The 24176-nt window shown below is 61.9% G+C and carries 21 protein-coding genes; 8 read left to right on the forward strand and 13 right to left on the reverse strand.

Translation table 11 applies throughout. The features are described 5' to 3' along the window. Positions 1–297 precede the first annotated feature (297 nt). Complete coding sequence (locus Pan216_RS11190; RefSeq protein WP_145258077.1) at positions 298–1347, reverse strand: LacI family DNA-binding transcriptional regulator; 1050 nt, start codon at positions 1345–1347, stop codon at positions 298–300. A gap of 398 nt (positions 1348–1745) precedes the next feature. Between Pan216_RS11190 and Pan216_RS11195 the strand changes: the two genes are divergently transcribed. The 6 genes from Pan216_RS11195 to Pan216_RS11220 all read left to right on the forward strand — a co-directional run bounded on the left by Pan216_RS11195 (position 1746) and on the right by Pan216_RS11220 (position 9565). Next, positions 1746–2786 (forward strand): DUF1559 family PulG-like putative transporter, encoded by a 1041-nt coding sequence (locus Pan216_RS11195; protein ID WP_145263861.1) that lies wholly within the window; start codon positions 1746–1748, stop codon positions 2784–2786. A 118-nt stretch (positions 2787–2904) separates the two neighbouring features. After that, positions 2905–3276 carry a hypothetical protein gene (locus tag Pan216_RS11200; RefSeq protein WP_145258078.1) on the forward strand — a complete coding sequence of 124 codons (372 nt, stop codon included), beginning with the start codon at positions 2905–2907 and terminating at the stop codon, positions 3274–3276. Positions 3277–3736: 460 nt separating this feature from the next. Further along, entirely contained in the window at positions 3737–5044 is a 1308-nt protein-coding gene (locus Pan216_RS11205; RefSeq protein WP_419193525.1) for a hypothetical protein, read from the forward strand. 443 nt (positions 5045–5487) lie between these two features. Continuing rightward, complete coding sequence (locus Pan216_RS11210) at positions 5488–6504, forward strand: Gfo/Idh/MocA family protein (protein WP_145258080.1); 1017 nt, start codon at positions 5488–5490, stop codon at positions 6502–6504. Between the two features lie 437 nt (positions 6505–6941). After that, entirely contained in the window at positions 6942–8333 is a 1392-nt protein-coding gene (locus tag Pan216_RS11215; RefSeq protein ID WP_145258081.1) for a prenyltransferase/squalene oxidase repeat-containing protein, read from the forward strand. After that, a complete protein-coding gene (locus Pan216_RS11220) occupies positions 8330–9565 on the forward strand; it encodes a prenyltransferase/squalene oxidase repeat-containing protein (RefSeq protein ID WP_145258082.1) in 1236 nt (411 codons plus the stop codon). Before Pan216_RS11215 ends, Pan216_RS11220 begins: the two co-directional genes overlap by 4 nt. Before the next feature lie 148 nt (positions 9566–9713). Here the strand turns inward: Pan216_RS11220 and dnaK are convergent, their stop codons facing one another. From dnaK to csrA, 7 genes are all read right to left on the reverse strand, one after another. Further along, the gene (gene dnaK, locus Pan216_RS11225; protein WP_419193526.1) at positions 9714–11597 is read right to left on the reverse strand and encodes a molecular chaperone DnaK; all 1884 of its coding nucleotides are present in this window, start codon (positions 11595–11597) and stop codon (positions 9714–9716) included. A gap of 130 nt (positions 11598–11727) precedes the next feature. Continuing rightward, entirely contained in the window at positions 11728–12243 is a 516-nt protein-coding gene (gene hscB / locus Pan216_RS11230) for a Fe-S protein assembly co-chaperone HscB (RefSeq protein ID WP_419193527.1), read from the reverse strand. Positions 12244–12643: 400 nt separating this feature from the next. Beyond that, the gene (locus Pan216_RS11235; protein WP_145258084.1) at positions 12644–12976 is read right to left on the reverse strand and encodes a HesB/IscA family protein; all 333 of its coding nucleotides are present in this window, start codon (positions 12974–12976) and stop codon (positions 12644–12646) included. Positions 12977–13208: 232 nt separating this feature from the next. Further along, entirely contained in the window at positions 13209–13625 is a 417-nt protein-coding gene (gene iscU / locus Pan216_RS11240; protein ID WP_145258085.1) for a Fe-S cluster assembly scaffold IscU, read from the reverse strand. Between the two features lie 224 nt (positions 13626–13849). Further along, entirely contained in the window at positions 13850–15067 is a 1218-nt protein-coding gene (locus Pan216_RS11245) for an IscS subfamily cysteine desulfurase (protein WP_145258086.1), read from the reverse strand. 8 nt (positions 15068–15075) lie between these two features. Further along, positions 15076–15510: an RrF2 family transcriptional regulator gene (locus Pan216_RS11250; protein WP_145258087.1), complete on the reverse strand. Its 435-nt coding sequence runs from the start codon at positions 15508–15510 to the stop codon at positions 15076–15078. 513 nt (positions 15511–16023) lie between these two features. Then, positions 16024–16239 (reverse strand): carbon storage regulator CsrA, encoded by a 216-nt coding sequence (gene csrA / locus Pan216_RS11255; RefSeq protein ID WP_145258088.1) that lies wholly within the window; start codon positions 16237–16239, stop codon positions 16024–16026. A gap of 568 nt (positions 16240–16807) precedes the next feature. On the opposite strand from csrA, the gene Pan216_RS28255 reads away from it, so the two are divergent. Further along, positions 16808–16966: a hypothetical protein gene (locus Pan216_RS28255; RefSeq protein ID WP_419193528.1), complete on the forward strand. Its 159-nt coding sequence runs from the start codon at positions 16808–16810 to the stop codon at positions 16964–16966. 112 nt (positions 16967–17078) lie between these two features. Here the strand turns inward: Pan216_RS28255 and glmS are convergent, their stop codons facing one another. From glmS to Pan216_RS11280, 5 genes are all read right to left on the reverse strand, one after another. Beyond that, positions 17079–18914, reverse strand: coding sequence for a glutamine--fructose-6-phosphate transaminase (isomerizing) (glmS, locus tag Pan216_RS11260; RefSeq protein WP_145258089.1), 1836 nt, complete (start codon positions 18912–18914; stop codon positions 17079–17081). 548 nt (positions 18915–19462) lie between these two features. Beyond that, positions 19463–20350, reverse strand: a complete 888-nt coding sequence (locus Pan216_RS11265) for an HvfC/BufC N-terminal domain-containing protein (protein ID WP_145258090.1) — start codon at positions 20348–20350, stop codon at positions 19463–19465. A 17-nt stretch (positions 20351–20367) separates the two neighbouring features. Continuing rightward, positions 20368–21309: an MNIO family bufferin maturase gene (gene bufB, locus Pan216_RS11270; protein WP_145258091.1), complete on the reverse strand. Its 942-nt coding sequence runs from the start codon at positions 21307–21309 to the stop codon at positions 20368–20370. Positions 21310–21431: 122 nt separating this feature from the next. Beyond that, positions 21432–21848 carry a hypothetical protein gene (locus Pan216_RS11275; RefSeq protein WP_145258092.1) on the reverse strand — a complete coding sequence of 139 codons (417 nt, stop codon included), beginning with the start codon at positions 21846–21848 and terminating at the stop codon, positions 21432–21434. Between the two features lie 236 nt (positions 21849–22084). Further along, positions 22085–23596 (reverse strand): carboxypeptidase M32, encoded by a 1512-nt coding sequence (locus Pan216_RS11280; protein ID WP_145258093.1) that lies wholly within the window; start codon positions 23594–23596, stop codon positions 22085–22087. A 301-nt stretch (positions 23597–23897) separates the two neighbouring features. Between Pan216_RS11280 and Pan216_RS11285 the strand changes: the two genes are divergently transcribed. Then, a complete protein-coding gene (locus tag Pan216_RS11285) occupies positions 23898–24125 on the forward strand; it encodes a hypothetical protein (protein WP_145258094.1) in 228 nt (75 codons plus the stop codon). Positions 24126–24176: the final 51 nt, after the last annotated feature.

The raw sequence follows: 24176 nt of genomic DNA on the forward strand, positions 1-24176 counted from the left end.
GGCCGTTAGAGCGGTGCCAGCAGGTAAGCCGACTCATCGCGAGTCGCCTCTCCCCGATCGGGGAGTCACCTGAACCAGCACAGTCCCTCTTGATAAAGATGGGTAGCTCGTCCACGTATTATTCTGAATGCTGACAATCGGGATGTCAAGCGTTACTCCCGATTAATCATTGTTCGATCTTCGGCGGACGTCGCCGACGTCTTACCATCGATCGTCCATCGCTCTCTTTTCGCTCGTTTTCGCGCAGAACTCGACCCGTTCCGAACAGAAAACCAAACGAAGTGACTCGCAAATGATTCACTTTCGCGCCGATTCGCGCCTTTTTCGCCACGGGCCGATCGAGGCGCGGACAATCAATTCCGTCGGAACCCGGTACCGCTTGAGACGGGCCCGGCTGGTGCTATCGATTTGATCGAAGAGGGCGTCGGCGGCGATTCGCCCCAAGCCCGCGACATCTTGCCGCACCGTTGACAAGGGCGTCGCCAAAAAGGGTGCGTAAGGACTCTCGTCGAATGCGATCAGTGACAAGTCGTCGGGAATCGTGCGACCGAGCACTCGCGCCGCTTCCAAGGCCCCCAAGGCGATCTGGTTACTAAACGCGAAGAGCGCCGAGACCTCGGGGCGTTCCCCGAGCAGTCGCGACGCCGCCCTTAGCCCCGAATCCTTGCCGAAGTCCTCACCCAGAATCCACTCTTCGTCGAACGGGAGCTTGGCCTTCTTAAACGCCTCGCGGCAACCGGCGAGACGCTCCTCATTGGGGAGCGTGCCCGGTTGCCCTTGCAGGCAGCCGATTTGCGTATGGCCCTGACCGATCAACGTCTCCATCGCGTGCCGGGCCCCTTCGCGGTGGTCGGAGGTGACGCTGGTAAGCTCGAGATCGAGGATGCAGCGATCGACTTGAACCGCCGGCATGTCGCCGTGAACCAATGGCTCCAAGTGTGCCAAGGACGCGCCGACCGGACAGATCAGCAGGCCCTCAATGCGCCGCGCGAGCAAATGCTGCAGAATCTCCTCCTCGGCCGGCGTCTGTTCCAGGCTCTCGGCCAGCAGGACCGCATAGCCCCGCTTCCGCGCGAGCCGGGTCACCTCACGGGCGATGGCGGCGAAGAACGGGTTGCCGATGTCGGGGACCAGGACGCCGATCGAGTTGGTCCGCTGGCTACGAAGACTCTGGGCGACGCGATTGGGGCTGAACTTCAGCTTGCGGGCCGCTTCCTGCACCGCCAGGGCGGTTTCCTCGCTGATGCGGTAGTCGCGCCACTTTCCGTTGAGCGCCCGGGAAGCGGTCGCCATCGAGACACCGACCGCCTCGGCGATCTGTTTTAGCGTTGCTTGTTCACGAGCCATCCGTCGCGGCGATCTCCGATATTGACGATATTCCTGCGGCCCTCGGGCCATCCTACTCCTTGCGAGGAGACTTAGCGACTCGAAGATCGTCGCCTCGGGCAATGCGCGTTGACCCAACTTCGCAAACTACTGATAATAAAGCCCCACGGGAACCACGCCTCGCAGGCGATCAACACAGGGTGACATCGAATCGTCCATTGGTCCGCGATATAAACTCTCGCTGGCCCCAGGGCCGCGCTGGCGACGTCCATGACCATTCGATCCGAGCCGAGCTCACTGGCACCGGTGCTTCGCACGATTCTTCGTGATGAGCATCCGCCTATCGTTGGCCATGCAAGGGGGTCGAATTCTCGATGATCAGGGGAATGATCGTCGAGTCTTTCTAAAGGGGGGGAACAATGAAGACCTCGCGTCGAGCGTTCACGCTGGTCGAACTGCTGGTGGTGATCGCGATTATCGGAGTCCTGGTGGCGTTGCTCTTGCCGGCGGTCCAGCAGGCCCGCGAAGCGGCCCGCCGTGGCCAGTGCTCCAACAACATGAAGCAGGTCGGCATCGCCCTGCACGCGTACGTCGACGCTCACGGTGTCTTCCCGCCCGGCCAAATCAACAACATGTCCTCTCCCCCGGCTTCGAGTGTCGGCGCCGCCCGCTATGTCGGCGTTGGGCCCGGCGCCTTGATCTTGCCCTATGTCGACGCGACCAACGTTTGGGAACAGATCGACTTCACGCAGAGCATGCTCTCGGTGGCGAGCCAGGGTGTTCTTGGGACCGGCGGCACCAACGGGCCCGCCCGCATGACCAAGATCGCGACCTATCTCTGTCCTTCCGATCGACCGTTCGCCGGCAACGGCCCTGGGACGAACGTCGTCTTCAGCGCCGGCCCGTCGCTCTACTGGAATGTCAGTTCCGCCGGTCAGATCGGCATGTTCAACGTGCCGTGGCTTTCGACGGGGGCCGGAACCCGAGTCGTTCGCATGGCCGACATCACCGACGGGCTCTCGAAGTCGATCGCCGCGTCAGAGTCGATTGTCGGGGATGGCCAGACGGGTAATCCCGATCTCCAAGCCGACGTGATTCGCAACGTCGGGATCGGATCGAACCCGGAGACGTTCTGGACGCGAGCCCAACTCGACGCCTACGGCCAAGCGGCGCTTAGCGGGGCCAGTGCCTCGACCGACTTTAGCTACAGTCGCAGCGTTTGGATCAATGGACTTCCCGGAATCTCGGTCTTCAACACGATGGACACGCCCAACCCAGCCTATCCCGATGGGATCGCGTGCAGTGGTTGTTGGTGGAATGACAATCGGGGAATCTTCTCGGCCCGTAGTCGGCACTCCGGCGGCGTCAACGTCCTGATGGCCGACGGCAGCATCAACTTCGTCAACGATTCGATCGATCTGGACACGTGGCAGAACATGGGCGCGATCAGCCAGTACTGAGTCCGTGCCGAAGTCACCATGGCTGCAAGTCTTGTAGGTCAGGCTATTGCCTGACTCCCCCATGTAGGACAGCGTGAGTTGGGTCTCGGCTCACCATCTTCGGTCTTCGAGGGAACGAATGAGAAACCGATTCACGGCGTTTGGTGCCTCGGCTTGCCTGGGCCTTGGAGTTCTTCTCGTGCCCGGCTGTGGAGGTTCGGGCTCGTCGTCGGCGCCGAAATCCGCGCAAGCGGTCGTGCCCGAGAGCGATCAAGAGATTCGCAAGTATCTGTTGAACATCGCCGAGTCGGGCGAAGCGGGCAGTGCGCTGCAGGGCCTTTCCTCGCTCGCCGACAAACTCGCGGAGACCGATCCGGAGAAGGCGAAGAAGCTCAAGGCAGGCGTCCGCAGGATGGATGGGGCCGGCTCCCCCGAGGCGGTCAAGAAGGTCGCATCCGAACTGGCCGGCGAGTTCGGCGCTCCGGAACCGGAAGAGGCGACCAATCCCTGACGGCGTCTTGAGCTGTTCCTTTTCTGTTCTTCACCTCAGGCACCGACGAGTCGCTTGAGGATGGGACATCGCCTTTAGGGGCTGCTAGGGGAGGAAGGTGCTCGGCCCATCGCCCGATTTTGCCTGCGCTGCCAGGGAACGATGTTGAAATTGAATGTCAATGTCGATACCATCTCGGGGATGGGATTAGCCAGCCTCAACGCCTCCTCTGGCGTGTCCAGCCATCCTGCCTGTTTTTGGGCGACAAACACCGACCAACTCTCCTCCTCACGCGTCTGGTGAAGCGGTGTACGGTGCCCTTGCCACTCTTCCTTTCGGAGCCAAGGCAGTCATGGCGACCATCACGGATAGCGACACGCAAGCAGACTTCGAAGCTCCTTCCGAGACGGCCACCCAACCGGCAGCCAAACGTCCGATCCCAAAGAAAAAGAGTGCCCTGTCAAAGGGTTGGAAGTCGTCGATGATGCTCATCCGACGCGTCCATCTCTATTCGGGGCTCTTCATGTTCCCCTGGGTGCTGCTCTACGGGCTTACCGGGATGTTTTTCAATCATCCCCGTTGGTTCACCGGCGGGGAGGTGCGGACCTTCCAGGCCGAAGCGGTCGCCGGCGGCGCGTTGGCTCAGATGCCGACGGCGCAGAGCATGGCCGAGGCGGTTGTGGCCGCGATCAACGAGACGACCGGGGAGGGCGGCAAGCCCAGAGTCGTCTTGACGAGCGATCGGACCCCGGAATACAGCGGCTTCCTGACCTTCAACGTCCAAGCCGACAAGTCCTCGCACATCGTGACGGTCGATCCGGTGACCGGGCATGGACAAGTCCGCACGACGATCGTCGGGGAACAGGAGACGCCCCTCGAACCGAAGCCGACGCCTCTCGCGGACGTGCGCCGGGTCGAGCTCGAAACGAACACGATGGCGGCCGCTCAATCGGCGGTTCCCCAAGTGCTTAGCGAACTGGGATTGCCTTCGGGAGAAGCCCCTCCACCACGGCGAGCGCCGAGCTTGCTCTTCTCCGCGATGGTCGATGATGAGCCGGTCGCGCTGACCTACAACATGGGCAACGGCGCCATCTCCGCGCAACACGAAGATGCCGAGTCTCCCTACACCGTCCGATCGTTGATGACGCGGCTACATCTCAGTCGCGGCTACTCGCCTCACTGGAACGTGAAGTGGCTGTGGGCGGTCCTCGTCGACGGCATGTTCCTGTCGATGGTCTTTTGGGGGCTCTCGGGCGTCTTGATGTGGTGGCAGATCAAGCGAACCCGCTGGCTCGGCGGCGGGTTCCTGCTGGCGAGTCTCGCCCTGACCGTCGTCCTCGTGGCGGGCATGCATGATAGCTTGAGCGCTTCCGGACGCCGAGGTCGTGGCGCCGGAGGCGGTGGTGGCGCCGCGGCTCGAGGCGGCGCGGCCGCCCAACGCGCCGGAGGTGGCGGTCAGCGGCAAGGAGCCGGTGGCGGTCATCAGCATGGCGGAGCCGAAGGGGAACAACGTCAAGTTGGCGGCGCCGACGCGACTCCCGCCGAGGGAGACGGGGGCCGTCGGGGCGTGCGAGCCCAGGGCCAGGGAGGACGAGGCCGAGGAGGCTTCGGCGGAGGCCAAGGTGGCCGTCGCGGCGGTGGCGAGAATGGTGCCGCTTCCGAAGAAGGTGGACGGCGCGGACGTGGCGGCATGGGCGGCGGTTTCGGTGGTCGTGGGCGCGGTCGCCGGGGACAAGGCGAGATGGCCGATGACGCCGGGGGCGACGCTCAGGGTAGAGGAGGACGCTGATTCTGTTGGACACCACGCTGGCCCCTTCCCCAGTGAGTCCATATTGCGCGGACGATCATCCCTCGACGATGAGACGGAGATCGAGCACGCTCACGCGATCGACTCGTGAGGCCGAGGGCGTTCAGGCACGCTGCCGATGTTGGTCTTCCGTCGCGGCATCGCGCTCTCTCTCTCGAGAGCCTCGAGAGTCGATTGGCGAGCGAATCGATTCCGAGAGACCTCTCTTTTCGGGCACTTTTCCCTTCTCGGCATGGAACCCTCGCCCGAAGTCGGGATAATGGCCCGAAAGCTTGTTGCTCGACTTGCTCGTGTGTGTTCGCGAGGCGAGTCGGACTTGTTGCCCGCCAGAGTCCAACCTCGTTGGCGCCGTCGCTCTCGGATGTCACCCATCGCTGGAGGTTCGGTGCGACACGAAACCCAATCTCATCACAGGAGCATCGCGGATGGTCAGGATCGGAATCGTTGGGATCGGCTTCATGGGGATGATCCACTACCTCGCCGCGAAACGGATCAAGGGGGGCAAGGTGGTCGCGATCGCCACCCGCGACCCGAAGAAGCAAGCTGGTGATTGGACTTCGATCCAAGGGAACTTCGGCCCGCGTGGCGAGCAAGAGGATCTCAGCGGGATCAAGGTCTACGACGACGCGAAGAAGCTGATCGCCGACGACGAGATCGATTTGGTTCACGTCTGCTTGCCCAATCATCTGCACACCGACATCACCGCCGCCGCGCTCGCCTCGGGGAAGAACGTCCTGGTCGAGAAGCCGATCGCGCTGTCGCTGGAGGACGCCGACAAAATGCTCGCGGCCGCGCAGGAGGCGGGCAAGCAGCTCTTTGTCGGGCACGTCCTGCCCTTCATGCCCGACTTCGGCTTGGCGTACCGGACGATCGTCGGCGGAGAGTATGGCAAGGTTCGCGCGATGACCCTTCGCCGTCACATCAGCCCGCCAGACTGGTCGGCCGAGCTGCTCGATCCTTCCCTTTCGGGAGGGCCGATCGTCGACTTGCACATTCACGACACCCACTTCGTGGCGCTCGCGTGCGGGGTTCCGGAAGCGGTCTACTCGCGCGGGCTGGTCGAGAAGGATTCCGTCAACTACGTCAGCACGCAGTATCTCTATGGCGACGGCGGCCCACAAGTCGTGGCGACCAGTGGAGCGATCGCCGCGAAGTCGCGGCCTTTCACCCATGGGTTGGAGGTCTACCTCGAACGAGCAACGCTCCAGTACGAGGCGGGGGGGCCGATGACGATCTTCACCGAAGAGGAAGCGGTGACGCCCGACATTCCCGCCGCCGATCCTATCGATGGTTTCCGCGACGAGATCCAAACCGCGGTCGATGCGGTCACGTCGGGTGCACCGTCGCCGATCCTTGATGGGGCGATGGCGCGCAACGCCCTGGCGCTGTGTCTTGCGGAGCGCGATTCGGTCCTGTCGGGCAAGATGGTGGAGACAGGCTGACTCGTCGCGGGGCGCCGTCGATTTCTGTCGCCGCTCCCTTTCCTTTCGCACACTTGCAATTCCGCTTGGAACTCGGGAACAAACCGGGGTCGAACGGCGTACGTGCTGTTGGTGGACCTCGGCAATTTTTCCGGAACCATTTTCCGTGGAATGAATCTAAGAGGTCGTTGCGTCGTTCGTTGATGGGATGTGGTTTGGTGCTGACCGAGCATCGAACGGCAAGTCGACGAACGGTGGGCACGTCTCGAGGGGGATGGGGCTTTCCCTCACATGACAAACGATGGCCTTGTCGGGGCGAGCGCTAGTGCTGCGCTCTGGTCGTTTCCTCGAGTCAATTCCACGAGCATCGTCCGGACATTGTCGTTTCGAACTTGGTGAACCAAGACCGCGTGGCGGAACCGTTGGTAACGGAATCCCAGACAAAGCGGAGGAACGATATGGCGATTCGACGACGACTCGCATGGACCATGGCCGCGCTCGTCGCGGTGGGGACAGTTGGTTTGACGGTCATCCCGGCCACGGCCGAGGGGGAATCGGGCGCCGAAACATCAGCGCCCCGCGCGGCCAAACCGTTGAGTGAAACAACCTCCAAGGGGCTGGCCTACCTCGTCAATCAACAGCACGCCGATGGCGGCTGGGGGCAGGGCGGGGGATGGCGCATCAACACGCAAGGGGGCGGTCGGGTCGACGGCGGCAACGCGCAGGATCCGTCCGACGTCGGCAACACGTGCATCGCCACCTTGGCGTTGATCCGGGCTGGTCACACGCCGGGCCAGGGGGCGTATGCGAAGAATGTCGAGCGAGCGGTCGAGTTCATCACGAAGCATGTCGACCAAGCCGATGACGACTCGCTCTACGTGACGCCGATCCGCGACACGCAGCTCCAGCAGAAGATCGGGCGCTACGTCGACACCTTTCTGGCGGCGCTGGTGCTCAGCGAGCTAAAGGGGAAGTTGCCCGACAGCGATGCCGAAGGGCTCGTCCTCGCGTCGCTGGAGAAGGCGATCAAGAAGATCGAAAAGAACCAGCAGGCCAACGGCAACTTCGCGGGCAACGCGGGTTGGGCATCGACGCTGTCGATGTGCCTCTGTAGTAAGGCGATCAACCGCGCTCGCCAAAGCGGCGTCCAAGTGGCGCAGGAAGCTCTCGATCGCGATTTCGACGGAGCGGTCGCGGCGATCGAGTCAAAGAAGATGAGGCCCAAAGGCGTGGCTGCCGGGAGAGTCGGCTCTCGTGGCGGTGGGGTGGTCCCGGCATTGTCGGGTCGGCCGGTCGCTTCCGCGAGGGTGGTTTTGGGACTTGCTGGTGACGCGGGCGTCGATCTCTACAGCGATTCGTCGAACGTCGGTCGACTGCAAGAACTGGCCAACACGAACGAGGAACGCAAACGCGAGGCCAAGCGACTCTTACTCGATGAGTCGGCTCCGAAAGAGGCGAAAGACAAGGCCCGGCTGGTCCTCAACGACGTTCTGAAGGTCGAGAAGGCGAAGGCGTCGGCCGTCAACGGCATTCTCGGGCGGCTGGACGACAAGGGATTCATCGCCGGCTTTGGCAACAACGGCGGCGAGGAGTTCCTCAGCTACATGAACATCAGCGAGACACTCGTCGTTGATGGCGGCGAGAAGTGGAACGATTGGGATCAGTCGATCACGAAGAACCTCGAGCAAGCTCAGAATCAAGATGGGAGTTGGTCGGGACATCATTGCATCACGGGGCGAACCTTTTGCACGGCCGCAGCGCTGCTGACGCTGATGGCCGATCGCGCTCCGATTCCGGAGTCTCCAAAGGCTGACGCCGAGAAGGTGGCTGTTCGGGAGACGTCGAAATGAAGCGCGGCGGCCCTGTCGCTGTCGTGCTCATCCTCGGAATCTTGCTGGTCGCGGCCCTGATGGGCGCCGATCGGCGACAACCTTCCCCCTTGAAGCGGGGCCCGGTCATACGACCCCAGCGTATCGGCCGGGCTCTCGCTTCATCCTCCGAGTATCTTCTCGGGCGCCAGTCCTCCGACGGGGCATGGCGCTCGAAGCACTACAGCAACTTTCGCGATGGAACGGCCCTGACGCCACTCGTCTGCCTGGCTCTTCTCGAGTCGGCCGCGAACCGTCCGGATGTCGACAAAGCTGTTGAGAAGGCGATCGTCTATCTCGATGGCTTGATGAGGGACGATGGGACACCTCGCGCGAAGCTCTCCTATCCAACCTATACCGCGGCTCTCGCGGTGAGCGTGCTGACACGCGTGCCAGGACATGAGCACCAACGCGACGCCTGGATTCGCTACTTGCGGGATCGGCAACTCGACGAGTCCCTCGGCTGGGATCGTCAAGACTCCTCTTACGGAGGATGGGGTTACGCGAAGGAGCCTCCCCGCAAGCCGCCGGAAGGCATCGCGGTCCCGACGCTCGATCAGCCCAATCTTTCGGCCACGATCTTCGTCCTCGACGCGCTACGGGAAGCTGGTCTCCCGTCCGAGGATCCACTCTGGGCGAAGACGCGGCGGTTCGTCGAACACTGTCAGAACCACGCCCAGGATTCCGAGGATACGGTCGACAATGGCGGGTTCTTCTTCATGCCCGGCGACGTGGTCCGCAACAAGGCGGGGCAACGTCCCAGCGGCGCTGGCGAGGAGCGACGATTCGTTTCGTACGGCAGCGCGACGGCGGATGGGCTGCGGGCGCTTTTGCGATGCGGGGCTTCCACCGACGATCCTCGGGTGTTGGCAGCGCGGACCTGGCTCGAGAAGCACTTCTCCGCCGAGCATCATCCCGGCGAGTACGTCGAGCGGCGCGAGCATCTCCGACCCGCGCTCTTTTTCTACTACGGCGATTCGGTGTCAAAGACGATGAGCGAACTGGCCAAGCGGGAGTTGGTCGACCCGGACATCGGTCGGGAGTGGTCGCGATCGTTGGCGGCGGAGCTGTTGCGTCGGCAACGTCCCGATGGTTCGTGGGCCAATGTCGCTGTCGATGTCCGCGAAGACGATCCGCTCGTCGCCACATCGTTGGCGGTGATGGCGCTGACGCGGTGTCGCGAGATCTTGGGAACGACGGATGAGAGGCCGTGACCTGTTCCGCCCCTTGGATGAGGGGCGAGCTTAAGAGGAGAAGAAGGCCCCCTCCTTCTCCCCCCTTGGACAAGGGGGAGCGTAGAGAAGGACCCTTGGATGAGGGGGAGCGTGAAGACGGCAAGGGACATTGGGGTCGCGGAAATCCCTACGTTTCGTCGAGCTTCTTGCCGACGACTTCGTGGGAGAGAACCGAGTTCATCATCAGGGCGACGAGGGGTTGGTTGGCTTCCTCGAGACGATCGAGCGCCTTGCTGAGCGCGTCGACATCCTCGGCCGACTCGACGATCGAACGAAGCTCCCCAATGATGTTCTCTAGCTCGGTTCGCTGTTCCTTCGAGAGCCGATCGCCAACATCATCCAGGCCCTTCTGGGTGTGGTGCAGGTTGGATTCGGCCTTTTGGCGAAGCTCGATCAAGCGGCGTTCCTGGAAGTCCTCGCGCGCGTGCTCGATGCTCTCGCGAATGATCCGCTCGACCTCGTCGCGATTGAGGCCTTGGCTCGGGGTGACCGCGATCGACGTTTGCTGGCCGCTGCGGTTTTCCCGGGCCGTGACCTGAAGGATGCCATTGGCGTCAATGAGGAAGGTCACGTCGATCTGCGGAACGCCGGCGGGTAGGGGAGGGATCCCCGAGAGCGTGAAGCGACCGAGGCTGCGGCAATCCTTCGCGAGTTCCCGCTCACCCTGAAGAACCTGGATCTCGACACCGGTTTGTCCATCGACGTAGGTCGTGAAACGCTCAGTGGCCTGAGCGGGGATCGTGCTATTGCGGGGAATGAGCTTGCTGACCGCGCCGCCCATCGTTTCGATGCCGAGCGAAAGAGGATTGATGTCGAGTAGCAGGATCTGGGTGAGCTGGCCCGAGAGGATGCTCGCTTGGACCGCGGCTCCCATCGCGACGACCTCGTCGGGGTTGAGTTCGCAATGGGGAGGACGGCCGAACAGTTGCTCGACCCGCTCGCGGACTCGCGGGATTCGCGACGAGCCTCCGACCAGGACGACCTCGTCGATCTGATCGGGAGAGAGTTCCGCGTCACGCAGTGCCGAGCGACAACTCGCGAGGGTGCGTTCAATCAGTGGATCGACGAGAGCGACAAACTCGTCGAGCGTGAACGAGTACCTGAACGTCCCCGCGCCATCGGGGAACTCGACCGCGATGATCGTCTCCTCGGAATCGGAGAGGGCGATCTTCGCCCGCTCGCAGGCGTCCCGAAGCTGTTGGCGAAGCGTCAGGTCGGCATCGGTGGGCCAATGGGGGCTGGCCATGCAGACCGCCATGATCGCCCGATCGATGTCGTCGCCACCCAAATGGGTATCGCCGTGGGTGGAGAGGACGCGGAAGACGCCGTCGCTCAGATGCAGGATCGAACAGTCGAACGTTCCTCCACCGAGGTCGTAGACCGCGACCTTTCCCCCCTCTTGATTGTGGAGTCCATAGGCAAGCGCGGCGGCCGTCGGTTCGTTCACGATGCGAACGACGTCGAGGCCGGCGATGCGCCCGGCGTCGCGCGTCGCTTGGCGTTGGCTTTCGTCGAAGTAGGCCGGAACGGTGATGACGGCCTTCTCGACGCGCTTGCCGATCACTTGAGAGGCTTGTTGGACGACCGTGCCGAGGACCTTGGCGGAGAGTTCCTCGGGAGTGTACTCGCGATCGTCGATCCGCACGTGCAGGACGCGACGGCCATCGCTCATCTCGCGTTCGATCACCTGGTAGGGGACGGCCTTGAGCTCCTCCTCGAGTTCGTCGAGCGACTTGCCGATCAGGCGTTTGACGCTGTAGACGGTATGCTCGGGATCCTCCAAGGAGTGACGGCGGGCCTCGAAGCCGACGGTCACCTTGCCGTTGGGATCGAAGGCGAGAAAGCTGGGGATTCGCGCGTCCCCTCGCTCGTCGCGGACCATCTGGACTTCATCGTCGGCGCGGTAGGCCGCCAGGCTGAAGGTCGTACCCAGGTCGATCCCGAGGATGGGAGGGCCGGCGTCCACGTGGCCGACGTTGTCCGAGTTCGGGTTGACGATTGGTAAGCTCATGATTCTCTCACGTGACGGGCGGGGACGTCGCGCCGCCTAAAGTGGTGCTGGTTGTCTTGCGGACCATGGAGGCCAACGCGTTGCAGGCGCGGCCCGGGGCTGACGCGTCCGGATACGCGGCCGCGATGGGTCACTCGCGAAGATCGCGAATCAAGCCATTGAGATAACGTACGATGTTCAGGTCGCTACGAATCGTTCGGCGTGTCTCCACGTTCGCGGCTTCCGCCGCGTCGAGCCGAGTGAAGGTTCGGCCGACTCGCCCCATGACCTCGTCGCGATCTCGAGCCAAACGCTCTTCCATCGCGGCGATCGCCAGGGCATCCTCTGACTCCTTCGCTTCCTCGATTTCCAAGCGGAGTTCGAGGACATCCTCGAGAAACTCGGGGGGCATCTCCTTCTGCTCGGACGCGGAGGGCCCTCCCAAGAGTGACAGCAAGTACTCGGCACGCCGAAAGGGCTGCTTGAGCGTCGTGTAGGCATCGTTGAGCGATGCTTGCGTCGCCTGGTTCTTGGCGAGTTCCTCCGAGGAGGCGAGCTGATGGAAGTCGGGATGGTAGCGCCGGCTCAACGACAGAAAGGAGCGTTCCAACGCGTCCGGGTCGACGTCGTAGCTCGTGGGCAGTTCGAGAAGCTCAAAGTAGTTCAAGGAAGCATCCCGTGGAGAAGGTTGGCCAGGCGACCCGAGTGCTTGACCAAACGAGTTATTGATGTTGTTTGGTGGTGCGTCCGGAGACCGGAACGGAGTCTGGGCGCCGAGTCTCACCCGGTCGGCGGTGGCCCGGATCTCGCCGTCCCAACTCCGGTGCGCCTGACGACCGGCAGTCCCCGAAAGCAATCAGAGGCCCAAACCACACGGTCACCGAGTCTTTCGACGTTCCGGTAAGGGTGCGATTGTGAGCCTCTGTCAAGGCGACGCGTTCCCAAGCCCGGCTCGCTTGGTACTGGCTGGCAACCAACCAGAGGCCCTCCCCAAAGAGTTGAAGGGAGCAAGGCGCGAGCGAACGGAGTAAGGGAACCGACGTCCGGCAAGTTCGGTGGGAACCGACTTACGCCGAGAACGAGCTTCCGCAACCACACGTCTTGGTGGCGTTGGGGTTGTTGAAGACGAAGCCGCGCTTCTCAAGGCCGTCGTAGAAGTCGACGCTGGTACCGCTCAAGTAGAGGTCGCTCTTCTTGTCGACGACGACCTTGACGCCGAAAAAGTCGTGAATGGCGTCGGCCTTCTCGTCCGACTTCTGATCGAACGTGAGGCTGTAGGAGAAGCCGCTGCATCCACCGCCCGCGACGCCGACCCGCAGCATCGTGGATTCGGGAAGATTCTGCTCGGAGATGATCTTCTTGACTTCGCTGGCAGCTTTCTCGGTGATCTCAACCGGCATGGTTAAATCCTCTTTCGACTTTGTCAACAGTCCGACGATGTCGCGATTGACGAGCATCCTTCGCCGCTTCGCGACGCAATGGGCAGATCCAATGAACCGCGTGGGCTCCCCGCGAGTCTGGGGGACAATACCAAACTCCGCAAGAGAAGCGCCCGAGACGATGCCGCCGCTCCTTGTGTTCTAGATGCGGACGCGGCGGAAATCAAAAGCACTGACCGCGTTCACGTTGGCGCTAGCCTTCGGACGGGGTCGCCGCGAGGGGGCTTTCCGTCTCGCTCTTGCTCTTGTAGTCCTTAAGCGCCGCCTTGATCGCGTCCTCGGCCAAGACCGAGCAGTGGACCTTCACCGGAGGAAGGCTCAGCTCCTTGACAATCTCGGTGTTCTTGATGTCGCCGGCTTCGTCGAGCGACTTGCCCTTGAGCCACTCGGTGGCGAGGCTGCTCGAGGCGATCGCGCTGCCGCAGCCGAACGTCTTGAATTTGGCATCCTCGATCACGCCCTCGGCGTTGACCTTGATCTGCAGTTTCATGACGTCGCCGCATTCAGGGGCTCCGACGACGCCGGTGCCGACATGGGGATCGGCCTTGTCGAAGCTGCCGACGTTGCGCGGGGCGTTGTAGTGGTCGAGAACTTTGTCGCTATAAGCCATGGTTCGCTAACTCCTTTGCCATCAACGATCGAGTAGGGTTCCGGTGGTCGTTCTCCGGGAGACTAGGCTCCGTCTCAAAACTCGGCTCTGGCTTCGACTCGCTACATCGGCACGGGACTTTGTCGGGCTGCATCGACGAATCCAGCGGATTCGACTGCTTCGCCCTCCTCGACCCGCACCGACTCGCTGAGTCTTGGGCCGACGGCCTACTCTTGAGACGAAACCTAGTGCCCGGACCATTCGACGGTTGACAGATCGATGCCTTCCTGTGCCATTTCGTAGAGCGGGCTCATTTGACGAAGATGATTGACCGCTTCAACGACTTGGTTGATCGTGAAGTCGACCTCCTCCTCCGTGTTGAACCGTCCGAGGGAGAAACGAAGACTGCTGTGGGCGAGTTCGTCACCGACGCCGAGGGCCTTGAGGATGTAGCTCGGTTCCAGGCTGGCCGAGGTGCATGCCGAGCCGGAACTGACGGCGACATCCTTCACGCCCATCATCAGGGCTTCCCCTTCGACGTAGGCGAAGCTGAGATTGCTCAGTTGGGGAAGCCGATTGGTCGGGTGGCCATTGAGTTCGACGTCGGTCAGCTGGGCGCGGATCCCTTCTTCGAGCTTGTCACGCAGGGCACCGAGTCGTTGCATTTCTTCCGGCATCTCGTGTTCGCAGATCTCGCACGCCATGCCGAGGCCGACGATGTTGGTGACGGCGAGGGTGCCACTGCGCATCCCGCGTTCGTGGCCGCCGCCGTCGATGATCGCGTCGAGGCGAACCCGCGGATTCTTGCGGCGGACGTAGAGGGCGCCGACGCCCTTGGGGCCGTACATCTTGTGACCGGAGAGGCTCAAGAGATCGATTCCCATCGCTTCGACGTCGACCGGAATCTTGCCGACGGCCTGGGTCGCGTCGGTGTGGAAGACGATTCCCTTGTCGTGGCAAAGCTTCCCGATGTCGGGGATCTGGTGGATCGTTCCGATCTCGTTGTTGGCGAACATGAGGGTCACGAGGATCGTCTTGTCGGTGATCGCCTCTTCGAGTTGTTCGATCGAGATGCACCCGAACCGATCGACGGGGAGGTAGGTGACGTTGAAGCCTTCCTTTTCCAACCGCTTGCACGGATCGAGGACCGCTTTGTGTTCGGTCAAGCAAGTGATGATGTGATCACCCTTGCGGCGGTACATATGAGCGACGCCCTTGATGGCGAGGTTGTTGCTCTCGGTCGAGCCCGAGGTGAAGATGATCTCCTTGGGGCTGGCGCCGATCAGCGAGCCGATCTGGGTGCGGCTCTTGTCGACGGCTTCCTCGGCGCGCCAACCAAACCGATGGTTGCGGCTCGCGGAGTTGCCGTATTCCTCGGTGAAGTACGGCAGCATCTTCTCCACCACCCGAGGATCGGTGCGCGTCGTCGCGCTGTTATCCATGTAAATGGGCAGCATAACCATAGGGGACATCACTCCGTCGTGAGGGAGACCAAAGGCGTCGCCTTGCCTCCCAGTTCTTCAAGGGTCACATCGTCGAGGACTTGGTTGATCCGATCGTGAACAGCCTGTAGCGGGCTCTTTACCGGGCAGACGCAGAAGAGATCACAGGAGGTCTCTTGCCCGTTGGCACACGCCATCAGCCGGAACGTTCCCTCTAGGGCGTAGATGATCTCCGAGAGAGTAATCTCACGCGGCGCCCGGGCGAGACGATACCCGCCGTGCATGCCTCGCTGACTCTCCACGATGTTTTCGTGTCCAAGCTCTTTCATGATGTTGGAAACGAAACCTCGAGAGATCTTGTGGCGATCGGCCAACTCTCTCGTGCTGGCGCCGCCCTCACTCCGGCTCATCAAATCGACAAGCACGAGGATGGCGTAATCGACCTTTCGGGTGATGACAATCATCGCCTTACCCAGGGATCTAGTGTGGGTTACGTTCGCGAATCTCTTCTCCGCGTGAATAATAGTAGTGATTAGGTACTATTTCAAATCGATTCGCTTTGCCTCCCTCTCCAACGACCCGATTCGGAGCGGGAACGGGGCCCAGGAGCGATCGCGGTGGCAGGTGATCTCACTCGTGTGTCTTCATCCGGAAGGGCTTGATCGGGATGGCAGATTTGGCTTGGCTTGCTCGGAGTCACCTTGACTCGAGTCGTCTTCACATTGGGGATGATGCGAGTGGGGGAACGGGGGCGGATCACAGCAGGCAAATGGGGGCTGTCGTCGGTGGAGAGATGGATCAGGGAAGAAAGAATCTCACCCTCGAAGGAGGTCGCAACGTGCTGGGTTTTCGTGGATTACGGCGAGTGGCCGATCGTGTGCCGGATGGGGGGAGATAAATTTGCCGGGAGGGTGTTGACTTGTCGGTCCGTTCTGTGACAAATAGGCACGAACGATGAAGGGCCAGCAGGGAGAGGCCTACGATTTCTGACCGGAAGCCACCGCGTTTGAATTGGTCGATTCCGATCCTTCTTCGCGATGAATCAGGTCGAACACTTCTTGGCGATGGACGGGAATTTCTTTCGGCGCAACGATTCCGAGACGAACTTTATCGCCGCGGATTTCCACCACCGTCACGGTGATGTTGTTGTTGATGACGATGCTTTCGTTGCTCTTGCGTGAGAGAACCAGCATAGGAGCATCCTTCTTAGATCGCTAGACCGGTTGACTCACTCAGCGGCACGGAGTGATCCTGTCCGTGGCGGAGGATATCGCTCGACTGATCTGGACTTCCGAATCCTTGCCGACTCGTTCCTTGCCGCCATCCTACCGTCGGCGGAAAGTCCTAAACCATTGCCACCAGTAAGCTTTAAATCCCCTCAACTTTAACGCGACCGCTCGGGAGCGTCAAGTAGATGACACCCATTTTCGGCAACTTGTCAGCACTGACGCCGTAACCGCCGCAAAGCCCGCGCAACCTGCCCTGGTCGCCGGCTCAACACCCTAACTCAAGTGAGAGCAACGCTCATGATGAAGGAGGGTGGAGAGATGGTCTGAGGTTCGCGGGGTGGGCTCGATTGCTTCCAATCCACTGTGGCAAGAATGGGGCGTTCCGGGCGAAAGCTCGGGATCATCGCGGTCGCCTCGCCACCCTTCAATATTCTCCGATCAGTGAAGATAGGAAGTCTTGGTCGAATAGTTCTAGTGGGGGTGATGTTCCGGCAAACGCGACTGGTGCAAGACCGGGAAGGAAGAAGATGTCATGGTCGTGGTGCGAGAATACCATGAAGATGCCATCGTCGGCTCGCCTGTCGCGTTTGTATTGCAAGCCAACGAGTTTTCCATGCTTCTGGTTTTGGGGGCATCTGCACCCGGTCGTCGGAAGTTCGGGCTGCGTGTTGGCGAGCGCCTTCCAGTCTGATCACTTCGACTGGCTCCAGCGATGCCACGGCCGCGCGGGGTTCGGTGTCCGATCCGGACGCGGCACGTGACCCCGATAGTACTGCGCAGATTGCCCATTGTGACGGAGGTCGCTATTCGACCGTCACACTCTTCGCCAGATTTCGCGGCTGATCGACGTCGCAGCCTCGCAGCACCGCCAAGTGGTAAGCGAGAAATTGTGTCGGCACCGTCGCGAGGATCGGTGAGATCAAGTCGTCGGCGGTCGGAATAGCGATCACGTGATCGGCGAGTCGATCGAACTCGTGGTTCTCCTCACTGACGATCACGATGATTCGTCCGCCCCGAGCGCGAATCTCCTGGACGTTGCTCGCCACTTTTTCGCGGATGAAGGACTGAGTCGCGGTGACGACAATCGGCATCTCCGGGGTGATCAGGGCGATGGGGCCGTGCTTGAGTTCCGCCGCCGGCAATCCCTCCGCGTGAATGTAGGAGACTTCCTTGAGCTTGAGGGCTCCCTCGAGAGCGATTGGATACTCCAAGGCCCGGCCGATGTAGAGGAAGTTGTCGGCGTCGGCGAACTCCTCGCTGATCGCGTGGATCTTGGAGTCGAGCTCCAGCGTTCGCTCCATCAGCGTCGGGAGTTCTTCGAGGGCGTTGAGCAGTTCGAGCCCTTGGCGAATCGACATCCCCCGCTGGCGTCCGAAGTGGATCGACAGCATCAGCAGCGTCACGAGCTGATTGGTGAAGGACTTGGTCGCGGCGACGCCGAACTCCACGCCCGCCCGCAGGTAGATCCCTCGCCCGCATTCGCGTGCGATCGTGGATCCGACGACGTTGACCAAGCCGAGCGGGGTGGCGCCGCGGCGCTTCGACTCTCTTAGGCCTGCCAGCGTGTCGGCCGTCTCCCCCGACTGGCTCATCGCGATGACCAGCGTGTCAGGTTCGATGACCGCGTTGCGGTAGCGAAATTCGGAAGCGTATTCGACTTCGGTCGGGATGCGGGCGAGTTCCTCGAAGTAGGTTTTTCCGACCAGACCGGCATGCCAGCTCGTTCCACACGCGAGGATCTTGATGCGACTGGGGTGAAAGCCTCCCAATTCCGTGAGCCCAGCCAGCCGCACCGTCGCCTCACTGGGAAGAAGACGTCCACCGAGTGCGTTGCGGACGGCTTGCGGTTGGTCGTAGATCTCCTTGAGCATGTAGTGCGGGTAGTCGCCCAGGTCGCTCGCCGCGAGTTCGAGATCGACCACCTCGGCAATTTTTTCGGTCGCGGCCATGTCGAAATCGTAGGTCGTCGCTCCTTGCGGCGTGACCTCCGCCCACTCGCCATCGTCAAGAAAAATGATTCGCTTGGTGTAGGGGGCGAGTGTGTTCGCATCGGACGAGATCAGTTGCGTCCCGTCGCCAACGCCGATGACGAGGGGACTACCCAGGCGGGCGGCGTAGACTCGATCGGGGTGCTCCACATCGACCAGCGCCAACGCGAAGGTGCCTCGCAACGTGGTGAGTGTGCGGGTGAGCGCGTCGTGGAATGTCTTGGTGCGACCGAGTTCCCATTCGAGCAGATGGGCGATGACCTCGGTGTCGGTCTCGGTTTGAAAGGTATATCCTTCGGCTTCAAGGCGAGCTTTTAGGTCCCGATGGTTCTCGATGATGCCGTTGTGGACCACGACGATTCGGCCGTGCTGCGAGCGGTGCGGATGGGCGTTGGCGACGGTGGCTTGGCCGTGGGTGGCCCAACGCGTGTGGCCGATCGCGACGTCGGCGGGATCGACGAGTTCCTCAAGGTCCTTCGCGGTTGTTCGCCCGATCTTGCCTGTCTGGCGAACCAGACGCAGGGGCGACTGGTCACCGAGGGCGGCGATTCCCCAACTGTCGTAGCCGCGGTACTCGAGTCGCCGGAGTCCCTCGACGACGAGCGTCGCCGACTCTTTGTGTTCGGTCACGAATCCGAAGATGCCGCACATCGTCGACTTCCTTCCTTGCCTCGGTGCGAGTCGATCCGTTGTTGTCGGACCGGACTTGGTCCGACTCAGGGCGCGGATCGGATCTTCGCCGACGCTCCCCTAATCGGTGGAGGAAAACGTTTCAACGGCTATCTGGAAGTCTACGTCGCAAGGGAAGGCTGGGAGGCGGTCGTTGTTGGTCCCTTTGGCCCGTTCACAACCGGGATCGACGAGTTCAACGGTCCGCCAACGTCCTGATGGGCAAGTTCATTCCGTGAAATCTGGGCGAACGTTTACCGAATGAGAGGCGTCTCCCGCATGCCCACGACAAGCGTGGGCATGGCACCCGAGAGACTCCTGGGCACCCAGGACGCTTCTGGGAAACGAGTTGACCAGTCACAGAATACGAGTGCTCCGTCTCAAAAATCGGCTCTGGCTTCGGCCGGCTACGTTGCCGCGGGACTTTGTCGGTCTGCATCGACGAATCCAACGGATTCGCCTGTTTCGACCTCCTCGTCTCCCACCAACTCGCTGTGCCTCGGGCCGACGATCAACTTTTGAGACGAATACTAGCGAACCTGGGCGAAGAAGCCGTTGGCGGTCCATGCGGAGAACCAGTCGCCGATCGAGCCCGCGAATTGGCCGAATTCCTCATCCGAGAGACTCTGGCCAACCTCTTCCACCGCCTCTTGGACCGTCGATTCTCGCTCCAGGGAGGTGAGAAGCGAGAACTGAACGGGAGTGAGCTCGAACCGTCTCACGACGAAGTGCAATCGGGTCACGGCGAGGAGGGTCTCGCGGGGCTCCGGCGGCTCGGGCGATTCCTCATGGCGCACGGCGCTTGCGTACTCGTGAACGGGGAAGGAGAAGCGGACCAGGCGGAAGCAGGGCGCCATTTCCAACCGGGCAGTCGCCAGATGGTCCCGCATGACGGTGGCGAGATCGTCGCCGGTCAATTGGGGGGACGTTTCGATTCCCGGACCGTCAAAGACTTCGGCATAGGTCCGCTCAAGCGCCGCCAAGTCGATCAGAAACTCCGGCCAATTGGGCTCCTCGGGACCGCCGGGAATGTCGGCGGGGCGAGTCTCGCGAAGATAGTCGGGAAAGCTCTTTCCCAAAAACCCAAGGGTGTAGCTTTGCGAGGGATAGGCCTGGAGGTAGCCCACGGCATGCTCGTCGAACGCCTCTTGCCCCAGCGCGTACAGCAGAGCGGGGAACTCGCTGCGCAGGCAGTCGAGCAACCGGAGGTAGTAGGCGTCGGCATAGACTTCCAGACGTTCGGCGCTGGTAAGAGCCTTGGAGCGTCTGATGACCGACTCGAGATGCTCCGCTCCGACATCGACGTGTCGGCGCGCTTCGTCGGAATCGGCTCCCATCGAAACGCCCGCGGGATGGGTGATGACGGCTTGCATCCACTGTTGGATCGCCGAGAGGGAGCGGGGCGTTTGCTTGGCCATGACGATTGCTCTCCGCGTCACTCGGCGTCGACGGCGACGAAGGTCGCCGGATGGGGAACGGCGCTGGTTGTGGAACTCGGCGCCGTCTCGATCGGGGTGTCGTCTTCGCTGGCGAGTTCGATCTCGTCGAGGCCGTCGCGCATGTAGCGACGAGCCTTGAGCACTTCCGCATGGACGACGGGAAATTCGGGGATGTTGGCGTCCCACTCCAGTAGCGTCGAGATGCCTCCGGTTGACGCATGAGCCCGACGATAGAGCTCCCAGACCGGATGAACGACGTGGTTGTCGTGGGTGTCGATCAAGTGTGTTTGGCAGTTGGTGTGGCCGGCGAGGTGGCACTGGACGACCCGGTCGAAGGGAATCCCGTCGAGGTACTCGTTGGGATCGAAGTCGTGGTTCACGCTCGAAACGTAGACGTTGTTGACGTCGAGCAAGAGACCGCAATCGGTTTCGTCGGTCATGGCGGCCAGGAAGTCCCACTCATTCATCGTCGAGTCGGCGAAGGTGACGTAGCTGCTCGGGTTCTCCAAGACGATCGGCCGTTCGAGGATGTCCTGCACGATGCGGATTCGCTCGCAAACGTGGGCGAGCGTCTCTTCGTTGAGCGGAATCGGCAGCAGGTCGTGCGAGTTGCGTCCGGCGACTCCGGTCCAGCAGAGGTGGTCGGAGATCCACTTGGCGTCAACGTGGCCCGCGAGCCGTTTGAGGCGATCGAGGTAGTCGCGATTGAGCGGATCGGTGCTGCCGACGGAGAGTGAGACGCCGTGCATCACGATCGGATAGCGTTCGGCGATCTTCTCCAGGACGTAGCGGGCCCGTCCGCCCGAGTCCATGTAGTTCTCGGAGATGATCTCGAACCAGTCGACGCTCGGATGGTGTTCGAGAATATGGCTGAAGTGGACCGAGCGCAGTCCGACACCGAGTCCGAGGTTGGGGTGTCCCAGTCGAGGCAAGTTCATCGCGGAGCCTCCGAATTCGAGGCGGAGAAAAGAAGGCTCACGCGGCGAGAACGATCGCTCACCGTCCCGCCGCATGAGTTGGAGCTTGCTATCCCGTTGGTGGGATGATCCTTACTTGGCCGTTACTTGGCCGGAGCGGGACCGACCTCTTTGCCCTTCTCCTTCATGATCTTCTCGAACTTGGCGCGGGTCTTCTTCCATTCGCCGCTCATGAGCGGAACGGCGCAGCCACCCTTGCCCTTGCACTCGTTGACGCCCGCTTTGCCGTGGCAGCCGCCTTGGCCCTTGCAGTCGTTCTGCCCGGCACAGGTGATGTGCTTGGCGGTGGCGCAGGTTCCTTGGCCGGCGCAGGCGTTCTTCTTGCTCGCCCCGGTGTTCTTACAGGTATTCAAGCCTCGACAGACGTGGGGCTCTTTGAGCAAGTACTCGGCGTTGTCCGCACGCGCCTCGCGAACCATACCGGTTCCCGCGACGATGCCGCCGAAAGCCGCCGCCGTCACTTTGGCGAAGTCGCGACGATTCCAGTTCGATCGATCCATGTAAACCTCCCATGACTTTCCAAGCACGCCACTGTTCCGCGTTGGTCGTCCGGCCCCAACGACAGGCGGCGCCAGTATATGAGGCGACGATCACCATTGGCAAGGACGTCGAGGCGGAACCTGTCGATACGATAGGGCGATCACGGGAGGTGCTCCGTGATCCAACTAACACTTTGCTGAACGACGACGGGCATCGCCGCCCGTCTCGCTCGTGGGCGAGCCATTCCCCAAAAAGGTCAAAGGTCGTAGAGTTGCCCGAACTTGCTCCGAAGCGATTCGAGCAGGGCGGTCTCGTCGGGTGCCTTCTTGGTGACGCGTTCGACCAGCTCCGCCGAGCGGTAGCACTGGCCGTGGGCGTGAACCTGTTCGCGTAGCCATGTCAGCAGGGGATGGAACTCGCCCGCCGCGTAGAGTTCGTCCAGCGAGCCGAGCGATTCCTCGGCCTGGTTCATCAGTTGAGCGGCGTAGACGTTGCCGAGGGTATAGGTCGGGAAGTAGCCGATGGCGCCGATGCTCCAGTGGACGTCCTGGAGGCAGCCATCCTTCGACGAGGGGGGCGTGACCCCGAGATAGTCCTGGTACTTCTGATTCCACGCCGCCGGAACGTCCGCGATCGGAAGATCGCCAGATAGCATCGCCTGCTCGACTTCGAACCGGATCAGGACGTGGAGGTTGTACGTGACCTCGTCGGCGTCGACTCGCACCAGCGAAGGCTTGACGCGGTTAATGGCGAAGTGGAAGTCCTCGAGAGCGACATCGTGGAGGGTCGCGTGAAAGACCTGCCGCGTGCGCGGGTAGAAGTGACGCCAAAAGGAATGGCTGCGGCCGACCGCGTTCTCCCAAAGCCGCGATTGCGACTCGTGAATGCCGAGTGAGACGGCCTCGCCCATCGGCGTTCCGAAGTGCTCCTCGAGAAGACCCTGCTCGTAGAGTCCGTGGCCGGCCTCGTGCAGGATGCTGAAGAAGGAGTCGTTGAAATAGACGGGGTTATAGCGCGTGGTCAGTCGGATGTCACCGGGACCGATCGTGCTACAGAAAGGATGAGCGGTCCGGTCGAGGCGACCTTTCTGAAAGTCGAAACCGATTGCGGCTGCCGCGGCTTCCCCAAGGATCTCCTGGCGATCGACGGGATAGTTGCGGCGGACGATCGACTCGTCGGGTTGCTTCGGAGAGGCGATGATCGACGCCACGAGGGGGACGAGTCCCTCCTTGATGCGTCCGAAGAGCGCGGTGACTTGTTCACAGGTCGCGCCCGGCTCGTAGCTATCCATCAGCGCGTCGTAAGGGGAGGACTCGTATCCGTAGCACTCGGCCATTTGCCTGGAAAGGTCGATGATCCTCGCCAAGTGTGGTTCAAAGGCGGGGAAGTTGTCCTTGACGCGCGCCTCGGCCCAGCAGCGTTCCGCGACGGTCGTCGTCTTGGCAAATTCCTCGACGAGGGCTCGCGGCAGCTTGGTGGCGCGATCGTACACACGGCGTAGCTCGCGGATGTTGACCGCTTCGACCGCGTCGGGCTTGCCGGTGAGGTCGCTGGCCTCGAGTTCTCCCAGGAGGTCGCCGATCTTCGGGTCGGTCCGTTGCTCGTGGATCATCCCGGCGAGCAGGGCGAGTTGATTGCCGCGGTGTTCGACGCCGCCAGGGGGCATGTAGGTCTGCTGTTCCCAGGAGAGCAGGGCTTCGCAAGACGCCAAGAGCGCTGTCTGCTTACTCAGGTTGATCAACTCGTCGTAGGACGTTCTCGCATCCATCAAGGGATTCTCCAGGACTCGGTTCTCAACGACCCAGCGCGCGAACCAGGCGGCCGGGACGATCGTATGGACATCGTCCCGTGGTGTCAGACCGCCAGCGTGTTCACGGGGACGTTGTTGACGCTGCCATTGTTCGTGGTTTCTCGTTGCGTGGCAAACGTCTGGGCGGAGAAGCTGTTCCGGAATCGCTCGGATCGCGTACCAATAGTGGGCGGTGAGCCGCGAAGAAAGGGGAGTGAACTTCCCAACCCGTCGGAAACGTCACCGCCAGGACATTGACGGGCTATGTGAGAACGGATCCATGGTAACAATCACTGCGGGTCAACGGGTGCGTGTTCGTCTCGCCGACGAGGCGATTCGGTGGATGCTTGGGACGGTCCTGACGTGGACGGCTTTTCGTCTCTTCCAGCCCAACGAGCCTTGGCGGACATTTCGCGCCGCATGCGCTCCCGTCGAACTTGACGACGGTCGCGTGATCCTCGCCGCGATCGACTATGTCCAACCGGTGATGGCATCGGGAGAAGCTTAGCGGCCCGTCGATTGACTCGCTGTCGGCCACGTCCGGCCCGGTTCACCGATC

The sequence above is a fragment of the Kolteria novifilia genome, from assembly GCA_007748055.1.
GTDB classification, from domain to species: Bacteria; Planctomycetota; Planctomycetia; order Kolteriales; family Kolteriaceae; genus Kolteria; species Kolteria novifilia.

What these genes read in the sequence shown, in the direction of transcription:
- Pan216_RS11190 (WP_145258077.1), bottom strand. Translation starts at nt 1,347, where the DNA reads ATGGCTCGTGAACAAGCAACGCTAAAACAGATCGCCGAGGCGGTCGGT.
- Pan216_RS11195 (WP_145263861.1), top strand. Translation starts at nt 1,746, where the DNA reads ATGAAGACCTCGCGTCGAGCGTTCACGCTGGTCGAACTGCTGGTGGTG.
- Pan216_RS11200 (WP_145258078.1), top strand. Translation starts at nt 2,905, where the DNA reads ATGAGAAACCGATTCACGGCGTTTGGTGCCTCGGCTTGCCTGGGCCTT.
- Pan216_RS11205 (WP_419193525.1), top strand. Translation starts at nt 3,737, where the DNA reads ATGATGCTCATCCGACGCGTCCATCTCTATTCGGGGCTCTTCATGTTC.
- Pan216_RS11210 (WP_145258080.1), top strand. Translation starts at nt 5,488, where the DNA reads ATGGTCAGGATCGGAATCGTTGGGATCGGCTTCATGGGGATGATCCAC.
- Pan216_RS11215 (WP_145258081.1), top strand. Translation starts at nt 6,942, where the DNA reads ATGGCGATTCGACGACGACTCGCATGGACCATGGCCGCGCTCGTCGCG.
- Pan216_RS11220 (WP_145258082.1), top strand. Translation starts at nt 8,330, where the DNA reads ATGAAGCGCGGCGGCCCTGTCGCTGTCGTGCTCATCCTCGGAATCTTG.
- dnaK (WP_419193526.1), bottom strand. Translation starts at nt 11,597, where the DNA reads ATGAGCTTACCAATCGTCAACCCGAACTCGGACAACGTCGGCCACGTG.
- Pan216_RS11235 (WP_145258084.1), bottom strand. Translation starts at nt 12,976, where the DNA reads ATGCCGGTTGAGATCACCGAGAAAGCTGCCAGCGAAGTCAAGAAGATC.
- iscU (WP_145258085.1), bottom strand. Translation starts at nt 13,625, where the DNA reads ATGGCTTATAGCGACAAAGTTCTCGACCACTACAACGCCCCGCGCAAC.
- Pan216_RS11245 (WP_145258086.1), bottom strand. Translation starts at nt 15,067, where the DNA reads ATGGTTATGCTGCCCATTTACATGGATAACAGCGCGACGACGCGCACC.
- Pan216_RS11250 (WP_145258087.1), bottom strand. Translation starts at nt 15,510, where the DNA reads ATGATTGTCATCACCCGAAAGGTCGATTACGCCATCCTCGTGCTTGTC.
- csrA (WP_145258088.1), bottom strand. Translation starts at nt 16,239, where the DNA reads ATGCTGGTTCTCTCACGCAAGAGCAACGAAAGCATCGTCATCAACAAC.
- Pan216_RS28255 (WP_419193528.1), top strand. Translation starts at nt 16,808, where the DNA reads ATGGTCGTGGTGCGAGAATACCATGAAGATGCCATCGTCGGCTCGCCT.
- glmS (WP_145258089.1), bottom strand. Translation starts at nt 18,914, where the DNA reads ATGTGCGGCATCTTCGGATTCGTGACCGAACACAAAGAGTCGGCGACG.
- Pan216_RS11265 (WP_145258090.1), bottom strand. Translation starts at nt 20,350, where the DNA reads ATGGCCAAGCAAACGCCCCGCTCCCTCTCGGCGATCCAACAGTGGATG.
- bufB (WP_145258091.1), bottom strand. Translation starts at nt 21,309, where the DNA reads ATGAACTTGCCTCGACTGGGACACCCCAACCTCGGACTCGGTGTCGGA.
- Pan216_RS11275 (WP_145258092.1), bottom strand. Translation starts at nt 21,848, where the DNA reads ATGGATCGATCGAACTGGAATCGTCGCGACTTCGCCAAAGTGACGGCG.
- Pan216_RS11280 (WP_145258093.1), bottom strand. Translation starts at nt 23,596, where the DNA reads ATGGATGCGAGAACGTCCTACGACGAGTTGATCAACCTGAGTAAGCAG.
- Pan216_RS11285 (WP_145258094.1), top strand. Translation starts at nt 23,898, where the DNA reads ATGGTAACAATCACTGCGGGTCAACGGGTGCGTGTTCGTCTCGCCGAC.